Below are 9,460 nucleotides of genomic sequence, written 5' to 3'. Positions count from 1 at the left end.
ACATGAAAACAAGAGTATTTACGTTACGACCGCTTAAAACGCTGAGCCTGGCAATAATGGCTATTTTGGTCAGTACGCACGCCAGTGCAGAAGAGACACTGAATGTAACTGCGGATAATTCTGATACAAGCGGACTGGTGGCTACCAGCAGCAAGAGTGTGACAAAAATGAATACGCCGCTGGTGGAAACCCCACAGTCTGTCACGGTGATCACCCGTGAACAGATGGACTTGCAAAACGTGCGTTCACTGAATGAAGCCCTGCGTTATACGCCAGGTGTGGCGGCAGAACAGTGGGGCGGCGTAAGCGCGTTTGATCAGTTTTCGATTCGAGGATTCAACTACGGTTCGACCGGGTTTAACGATCAGTTCCTCGACGGATTGCGCATGAACAACGGGATTGTTTATGGCTTTCAACAGGTCGACCCCTTCCTGCTGGAAGACATTACTGTGGTACGCGGTCCGGCATCCGTGCTTTATGGACTGGCAAGCCCCGGCGGTATTGTTGGCATGAACAGCAAATTGCCTACCGCTCAGACCATAAGGCATGTGGAACTTGAAGGCGGTAATCACCAGTATCAGCGTGGATCATTTGATTTTGGCGGAAAAGCCAATGACGACGGTACGATTCTTTACCGTCTGGTCGGAACGGCAACCACGAAAGAAGGTCAGGAAAGGGGCACAGAAATGCGTCGCTGGGCGTTAGCGCCATCAATCACTTTCCAGCCTGATTATTACAACAAACTGACGTTGTATGCGCGGGCACAAAACGATCCAAAAATGGGCGCGCAGACCTCAATACCAGTAGCCGGTACGGCGAAATATAATCCTAATGGCAAATTACCGACGGATGCGTATCCCGGAGAACCGGATCATAACACCTTCTCCCGTAAACAAGCCGCTGTGGGTTACAGCGCAGAGCACTACTTTAATGATGACTGGGGCGTGACTCTCACCGGTCGCTACAACGAGATGACATCAAAGTATGATGCGGTGATCTTCGACGGATTGCAGGATGATATGCGAACTATCAACCGCTCACGCGTTGCGTCTGATGAGCATTTCAACACCATCAATCTCGACAATCAGTTACATGGTCATTTCACTACAGCAGATGTTGATCATCAAATTCTGCTTGGCATGAGCTGGGATCGCTTCACCGGGCATGGCAACTACGCCGCTTCGTATGATGTTCCTACGCTGGATATTTACAACCCGGTCTATGGACAGGGTACCTATGGCACGCCTGTGAATTATCAGGATACGCGTCAGATGAATACCCAGACCGGTTTGTATGCCCAAGATCAATTGAGCTATGGAAAATGGCGCACCACGGTGGGCGTTAGACATGACTGGTCGAGCGTGCGAACCACGGATCTGATGGGTTACAGCGCCGATACCAAACAGCGTGATGAAGCCACCACCTGGCGTGCTGGCGTCAACTATCTGTTTGATAATGGTATTGCACCGTATTTTACCTACGCACAATCATTCCAGCCGACCAACTCGGTTGATGCTAACGGTAAGGCATTTGATCCTTCACGTGGCGGGTTATACGAAGCCGGGGTGAAGTATCAACCCAAAACGCTACCAGCGCTCTTTTCCATTGCGGCGTTTAACCTGACGCAAGATAAAGTGCTGACCACCGATCCCAACAACATCAACTACTCGGTTCAGGGCGGTAAGGTTCGTTCCCGTGGAATCGAGTTGGAAGCGCGCGGCAAGCTGACTGACCAGTTCAGTGTTATTGGCTCCATGACCTGGCAGGATGTGGAATATACCCAAGACAGCAATCGTAATGTGGTAGGCCGAACCCCGCTGCGTATTCCTACCCGCTTCGGTTCACTGTGGGTCAACTGGGAAGCGCCTGAATCCAGCTTTGCTTCTGGCTTTGGTGCAGGGGTAGGTGGGCGCTTCAGCAACGGTACTAAGGGCGGCACGATGGAGAACCAGTTCAGCACTGCGGGCTATGGCGTGATGGATGCTGAAGTGCATTACGATCTTGAACATATTACACCCAGCCTCAAAGGTGGAAAAGTTCAGGTTACCGCACAAAATCTTACTGATCGTCAGTATGTCACCAGCTGCTTTACCGACTCTCAGGGCTGTTTCTACGGCGCAGAGCGTGCGGTCATTGCGAAGCTGAGCTGGGATTTTTAAGTCCTGTTACGCTCACGAGCACCTGTCACTGATGGCAGGTGCTTTTTCCAGAAGGGGAAATACCCACTGAGTAGCGTTCAATTGAGGTAAAGATGTTTACAGATCAAATGGTTTACAATGCATTGCAAACGTGGTGCGATAATGCTTTCGCAGCAGGGAAAACTTAACGTGAAGGAAATGATGTACGGGCTTTTACAGGCAAGGTATTAAGCGAAAACTACGACAATGACAACGGTCAAATGACATTATCAAATGGGATTCTCAAATTTAATGCACATAATGTAATTTATGTTAAATTGTAGCTGATATAGTCACATCTCCCAGCCGTATTGACGCTGTTTTATGATTCCATCACTCATCTGGCTGTGCGAACTGCGACGAAGAATGATTATGCTTCGATTATTAGAGATTGTACGATGAAGCAGTGTATCCGAAAAAATTAAAAATAATCCGAACGGCTACCTGCAGGCATTGCAGAACTCTTCGCCATCAATACAGACGGTTTTCTGCCTGTGGTAACATACAGCGGTTATTTTTCAGAGCCGGGACTGATGAAGAAGAAGAAAAACCGCACACCAACTCCTCACGATGCCACGTTCCGGCAGTTTCTGACCCACCCGGATGTCGCCCGTGATTTCATGGAACTCCACTTGCCCGCAGAGCTGCGTGCTATCTGTGACCTCCGTACGCTAAAGCTGGAATCCGGCTCGTTCGTCGAGGATGACCTGAGGCAGTACTTTAGCGACGTGCTCTATAGTCTGAAAACCACAGCCGGTGAGGGTTATGTCCACGTGCTCATCGAGCACCAGTCTTCACCCGATAAACACATGGCTTTTCGCCTGATGCGTTATGCGGTGGCTGCCATGCAGCGCCACCTTGAGGCGGGCCATAAGAAGTTGCCACTGGTGATACCCGTGCTGTTCTATACGGGTAAACGCAGCCCGTATCCTTACTCCACCCGGTGGCTGAATGAGTTTGAAGATCCGGCGCTGGCAGGCAAACTCTACAGCAGCGCTTTCCCGCTGGTTGACGTTACCGTCATTCCTGATGATGAAATCGCCGGCCATCGCAGCATGGCCGCCCTGACCCTGCTGCAGAAACATATTCATCAGCGGGACCTGGCAGAACTGACTGACCGGCTGGCGCCCATTCTGCTGGCCGGCTATCTGTCTTCATCACAGGTGATATCGCTGGTACACTATATTGTACAGGCAGGCGAAACAGCCGACGCCGAAGGTTTTGTACGCGAACTGGCACAGCGTGTGCCGCAACACGGAGACGCACTTATGACCATCGCACAACAGCTCGAACAGAAAGGCATCCAGAAAGGTATCCAGCTAGGCAGGCAGGAAGGCCGAAATGAAGGCAAGCTGGAAGTTGCCCGTACAATGCTGCAGAACGGTCTTGACCGTAATACCGTCATGAAAATGACCGGACTGACTGAAGACGACCTGGCGCAGATCCGCCACTGACTTATTTAGCGGCCTCTCCGGCCGCACCGCTGATCCGCCAAGTACAAACGCCCAGGGCTCACGGCCCCATCGTTAGTTCATATTTTTCTGCCGTCAGCACATAAAGCCCGGAATGCCCATCAATAGCCATCTGCCATCCGCAGCGATTAAGAAGCGTTTCCAGCCCCTGCACGGATCCGGTTAGTCGCGCCATCACCGGTGCGACCTGCTGGCCGTCATCGTCAAATGCAGCATCCAGGCTGCTTCGGGACAGATAAATTCCGTTTACGCCAGTGTTCAGGACCGCGGCATACCTTCCCGACCACTCCCTGTCGCTGAACAGCCGGTAAGCCCAGCACATATCTTTCGCCATCTCCAGGGCATATGTCAGACGGAACAGGTCATTCTGCTGAGATAGCTCGCCAGTACAGGAGCGCCAGAGATAGTCGAGCTTGCCGGCAAGCTTTGCGGCAACGCCATACTGGCGCCCCTGCGTTAGCAGCCACTCAATGTCGGGAGCCACCTCACGGGAAAAGCGACGCTGCTTCAGGGCGGTTGCCAGCCAGCGTGTCAGAAAGAGATTTTCCTGAGCAGCAGAGCAAACGGTACCGTCCTGACGTGCTAATGCAAGGGCTGCCAGAGCGCACCAGGCCAGATGACCAGATTTATGTGTCAGCGTCACTGTAGTCTGTCCTCCTAATAAATCATGTACGGAAAATTTACTTAATAATTGGTAAAACAATAAATATTGTGCTCTGTATGCCGCTTAGTGGCATGGAGGCGCCAGATGATGTCAGAGCAGGACATTGGTCATACGGCGCCGTACGCCCGGCGTAGCTGGTTACGGACTGATACGTAGCGCGACCAAACCTCATTCTTGTATCTAACATTATGTGGTGATTAGCTACCATCACACGAAGCAGAGTGAGCCAGTCCCCTCCCTGCGGACGATTTAATTATCGATCCCGTCTGACAGCTTATGCCCCCCTTTTTCACTTTTCACGCCAGCACATTTTGTTGAACGGTTACTGGGTGCCCGACTCCGTATATACAAGGCTAACAGGCGTGACGGCCATTGTGAGAGGAGAATTGCGATGTTTCCTGTAGGCATAGACGTAAGTAAAGACACTCCTGATCTCTGCATACTGTATTACGTCATAAAAGAACACATACGGGGAAAAAGGTAAAAAATGACCGCAGCGCGGTAGCCAGTATATTCCGCTGGCTGCTCCTGCAGCACAGCGGACACGGTGACTTTGACCTGGTTATGGAGGCGACGGGTGTTTACCACGAACGCCTTGCTTTGTCGCTGCATGAGGCCGGGTCATACGTTTCGCTGGCCAACCCAGGTCTGATTCTGAAATGACTGCTGGCATCGGCTCTTCGTGAGGTATTCATGCTGATAGCACAGATAACAGATATCCACGCCGCTCCCGATAATGATCATCTTCAGCGCTTCGGGCAGGCGCTGTCGTGGCTTGAACAGGTGGGGCCGGACATAATGGTTCTGAGTGGTGACCTGACGGACGGGGGCTGGAATGAGGGATACGAACAGATAGCTGCGCAGCTGGAAAAACAGGCTTACCCCTCCCTGCTGCTGCCCGGTAATTCAGACGATCGAAGCTATATGCGACAAACGTGGGGTAATGAACGCTGGTTGCCTGACTCACCGGGAGAGTTGCTGCACTTCAGTTATAACGCGGGCCTAATAAGCCTGGCGGGCGTGGACTCAACCGTCAGCGGACAGAGCTATGGATCACTTTCGGGACGTATGAGATGGCTGGAAAAGCAACTTGGCGAGGCTGATGGTGCTCCGGTTCTGCTGTTTCTTCACCATCACATTTTCCCTTCCGGCATACCCACTCTTGATGAAACGATGTGCAGGGGACTGAGTGAGTTTGAAGACCTGATAAGAAGATATCCTGACAGGATACTGGCTGTTTCTTCAGGACATGTCCACCGACCTGTTGCTGGCAACTTTGCGGGGATCCCGGCAAATATCTGTGGTTCGGTCTGTCCAGCCAATCCATTATGGTTCGGTTCAGCAAATGTTCCGCCAGTCAGAGAAAACCCCATGCTGATGACTCACCGGTATGATCAGGGGAAAATCAGCAGTCACCATGTCTGTACCTGATTATTTATCCTCTGAAATAAGAAAGCGTTTTGCCTGACGCTTTCATCTTTGTCTTTATGTTCTTCTGTCTAAAGGGCAGGGAAAAAATTAATTAGGATCTACATAAATCTCACCTGCCACTTCTAAAATATAAGAAAAACAGAGGGGTGATTATTAAAAAAGCAGGGATTATGAATAACCAATCGTACGTTTGTAGTAACAAACCAAAAGGTGCAATCATGACAAACATCACTATCTTATTTACTGTAGCAATAGTAGACAATGTGACAGATCGCAGACTGCTTTCAGTATGTGACACCATCCTGGCATAAGAAATAATTTGAACAAAATTGATATAAAAGAAGATAATACAGAGGAAAAACGCTGACATGTAGATATTGTTAAAATAAAGAGAAGACACTGATGAAATTATAACCAAAAGGAAAAATATAAAATGAAATCTAGCATTAGAAGATGAAGGTAGAGTCTCTGTCACAAAGCCCGTTGCGGACTGTGCAAGCATAATTAAAAAGAAAACGATACCGAGAATTATAGCCTGACCATCTTCCGGTAGATCTTGTCCTGCTATAACCTGCCAGTATTGAATGAGAGACTGGAGGAAGAATGAAGATATAATGACGGTTAATAACGTTAACAATCCTGTACGACCTGCGAAAACCTGCCGGATACTATTACATAGCATGGTGAAGGAAAAAAACTTTGATTTTTCCTCACTTTTAAATTGACGATCGGAAGGTAAGAAGGCTGACATTAAAAAAATCATAAACATTAATAAAGCTGATATAAATATAGAAGACTTCCCTATATAAAAATAAGCAGTCGCTCCTATAAGAGATGTCACTCCCATAAACATAAACTGATATTTATAATATAAGGAAAATATTTTTTGGGAAGAGATATTATTGTTCTCATTTTTACTATGATCATAAAGATAACTATCAAATGTACCACTCATCATTCCCAAAGATAAGGCGTTGAAGAGTTCGGCCAGCATGAAAAACCAAAAATTATCTGCCACTGCCATAGTAAGCAGCCATGCAGAAGAGAAAAGTATACTGACGCTGATTGAAAACTTTCTGCTATAGCGGTCAGAAAAATAAGAAAGGGGTATATCCAAAAAGACGATAATGATTCCCTGAAATGTCTTTAGCAGGCCTACCTGGCTAACGGAAAGACCATTCTGGAGCATATATATAACAGAATATGCACCAATCAACATCCTTACACCGGAGTACATTATGCCAGTGAATCTGACGGCTGCACTGCTTTTAAGCACAATTATTCTCCCTACATAATCAGAAAAACTAACGCTACCATCCGGTAGCGTTATCGTTCATTCAAGGTACAATATTTTCACCATTAACGCGTGGAAGCAACTGGAAATCCTGAATATCATTTTCTCTTGTTACCCACATTAAAAATCTTTCAATCCCCATCCCAAAGCCTGCGGTTCTTACTGGATATTCCTCTTTCATTCTGATGTACCACTCATAATCATCAGGTGCAACCTGATGTTCTTCGAGTGCTTTTCTCACCCCGGCGCCATCACTATGACGTTCACCTGCTCCCACCACCTCGCCAATACCAAATAATAAATCTGCATTCAGTGCAGAATGTGGTTTGTTGGGATCCCTGCATTGATAGAATGGAACACTCAGAATGTCATAGTTAGTTACCCATACAAACCCACCAAAATGTTCTATGAGACGCCGTTCTCCCGCATGAGTTAAATTCCTGAATTCACCTACGTCTTCAATGTAGCTAGTGTAATTATCAGGGGATAGCTGTTTAAGTAGGTCATCAGCTTCATCTAATGTTATTTTTATGAAAGGAGTATTCTTCTCCGCAAGAGAAATTAAATGAGAAATGTCACCTAACTTTTCATTCAATAAGTCACCATGTCGAAGCAATATATGTCTTGCGAGATGAACAAGATAATCTTCAACAAGTACTATCACATCATTTATCGTACCCGGTATTTCAGCTTCACTATGGTAAAACTGAGAGAGGTGGCGTTTATCGTTATCTTCACCACGGAAAGATGGCATAATGTACCATGCACCATTTCCGAATAATCTTGTACCGTATTCAAGCATAAACTGCATTGAGTCGGCGAGATAAACATCCTGCTCAAACATTTTTACTTTAACCGGAAGCGAGTCACTGCCTTTACCCATCGGGCTGGAAATAGATCCAGTTGTAATAGGCAGATGAAGTGTTTTTATTTTTCGCAGATTGTAAAAATCAAAAGTAGCAAAAGATAGTGTATTCTGAAGTTCCGCCAACAATTGATACCATGGCTTACCCAGCACTTTCAGATAATGGTTGCGCGTATCTTTTCAGGTTTGATCTGTTCTGAAACGGCTCGTTTCTTTTACCTTTGGCTCTTTTAGCAATCCATACTGTACTACATCAGTTAGTTCACCATCTTTGTTTTTTGTATAACTACGTGCAACACCTTTAAGTTTGAAACCGAGTTTAGTGAGCAGTTTTTCAGATGCGTGATTATCTGGCTGATGATTCGCAGAGATGCGTTTGAAATTAAGCACATTAAAAGCATGACTTATGACAAGTCCGGCCGCCCGCGTTCCTACTCCAGTTCTCCATACCTTCTGTGACAAAGCGATGCCGAGTTCGGCGCTTTCTCTGAAATTATCGACATGACTTAGGGTCACAGAGCCCACAACCTCTCCTGAATTGCGAAGTTCTAATGCCCAGAGATAGAATTCTTTATTACTGCAATTCTCAACCCATCCACTTACTATTGCATTAGTTTCATTAATATCTTTATGTGCTTTCCAGGTAAGATACTTCGCTACTTCAGGATCAGACGCCCAATTCTCGTAGACCTTGGCTGAATCATTTTTTGTAAACGGTCTTAAGATAATGTCTTTAGAATCAATTAATAAAGTACCTTTGTGGTTGATTCCCATGTAATGACTCCTTCCGTAATCACTCAGTGAGCCTCCGTTATACCAATTATGACATTTTTGCTAAAAGCAGAATAACTGTTAAGAATATGAGATATTTTCAAATACTGGTGTTTGATGATAATCCAATTCAGCTTCTTTTTTTAAAGGCCAGCGAGCAGTGCGCAGCTGGCCTTATGAATGACGCGCTAGCGTCATGGAGGCGCCAGATGATGTCAGAGCAGGGTACAGTGGTCAGACGGCGCCGTACGCCCGGCGCAGCCGGTTACGGGCTGATATATTGCGCTACCCAACCCCTTCCTGCAAAGCCAGACGGCCTTACAGCGATGATATCGTTAATTTAATCCCAAAGCCCCGGTGAGCGGGCTGTACGGCGCAGAGCGACGTACAGCGCGTGATTTCCGGGGTCTTGGTTTTACTGTTCACTATGAACAGTAAAACTTAGAGGATTAGTTACACCATCCATTACAGCCACTCCTGTTCCGGCCCTCTGGGCCGGGGCGGGGCGGCCTGTTAATGGGCACTCGGAGTTTCAGGTCTGCTCCGGTTCTGGCTGAGAGGGGCTGGAAGGTTCAGGCCGGCTCAGATGTGGTTTTATATCGTTAATATGAGTGTTGTAACTAATTGCTTTACCCTGCCCGCCACCGGCGGGAGCTACTTCAGATTCTGAGCGGCGCGGACGCCTGCGGCCGCTGCGAGCGAAGGCCTCATTAATCCACAGCATGGCCGGACTGAAAACCTTATTTTCTTTTTGATTATTTCTTTACTGACCAGAGGTCAGGAATG

General features: G+C 47.4%; 7 protein-coding genes. 3 read left to right on the top strand and 4 right to left on the bottom strand.

Features of this window, described 5'->3' with window-relative positions; all coding sequences use genetic code 11:
- The first annotated feature begins 2 nt into the window (after positions 1-2).
- Complete coding sequence (locus tag ACX8ZY_RS23025) at positions 3-2,159, top strand: TonB-dependent siderophore receptor (protein WP_346530207.1); 2,157 nt, start codon at positions 3-5, stop codon at positions 2,157-2,159.
- Positions 2,160-2,710: 551 nt separating this feature from the next.
- Positions 2,711-3,631 (top strand): Rpn family recombination-promoting nuclease/putative transposase, encoded by a 921-nt coding sequence (locus ACX8ZY_RS23020; protein ID WP_346529443.1) that lies wholly within the window; start codon positions 2,711-2,713, stop codon positions 3,629-3,631.
- A 58-nt stretch (positions 3,632-3,689) separates the two neighbouring features.
- On the opposite strand, the gene ACX8ZY_RS23015 is transcribed toward ACX8ZY_RS23020, so the two are convergent.
- A complete protein-coding gene (locus tag ACX8ZY_RS23015) occupies positions 3,690-4,292 on the bottom strand; it encodes a DUF2913 family protein (RefSeq protein ID WP_459261386.1) in 603 nt (200 codons plus the stop codon).
- Positions 4,293-5,006: 714 nt separating this feature from the next.
- On the opposite strand from ACX8ZY_RS23015, the gene ACX8ZY_RS23010 reads away from it, so the two are divergent.
- Positions 5,007-5,744 (top strand): metallophosphoesterase, encoded by a 738-nt coding sequence (locus tag ACX8ZY_RS23010; protein WP_346530529.1) that lies wholly within the window; start codon positions 5,007-5,009, stop codon positions 5,742-5,744.
- A gap of 109 nt (positions 5,745-5,853) precedes the next feature.
- Here the strand turns inward: ACX8ZY_RS23010 and ACX8ZY_RS23005 are convergent, their stop codons facing one another.
- The 3 genes from ACX8ZY_RS23005 to ACX8ZY_RS22995 form a co-directional block, all read right to left on the bottom strand.
- Positions 5,854-6,981, bottom strand: coding sequence for an MFS transporter (locus ACX8ZY_RS23005; protein WP_071998016.1), 1,128 nt, complete (start codon positions 6,979-6,981; stop codon positions 5,854-5,856).
- Between the two features lie 100 nt (positions 6,982-7,081).
- On the bottom strand, positions 7,082-8,062 hold the full coding sequence (locus tag ACX8ZY_RS23000; protein WP_072124020.1) for an asparagine synthetase A: 981 nt from the start codon (positions 8,060-8,062) through the stop codon (positions 7,082-7,084).
- A 21-nt stretch (positions 8,063-8,083) separates the two neighbouring features.
- The gene (locus ACX8ZY_RS22995; protein ID WP_459261384.1) at positions 8,084-8,677 is read right to left on the bottom strand and encodes a GNAT family N-acetyltransferase; all 594 of its coding nucleotides are present in this window, start codon (positions 8,675-8,677) and stop codon (positions 8,084-8,086) included.
- Positions 8,678-9,460 lie beyond the last annotated feature (783 nt).

The sequence above is a fragment of the Pantoea sp. XAF26B01_ASV70 genome (genome assembly GCF_054512635.1).
This window is presented reverse-complemented; position numbering and strand designations above follow the sequence as displayed.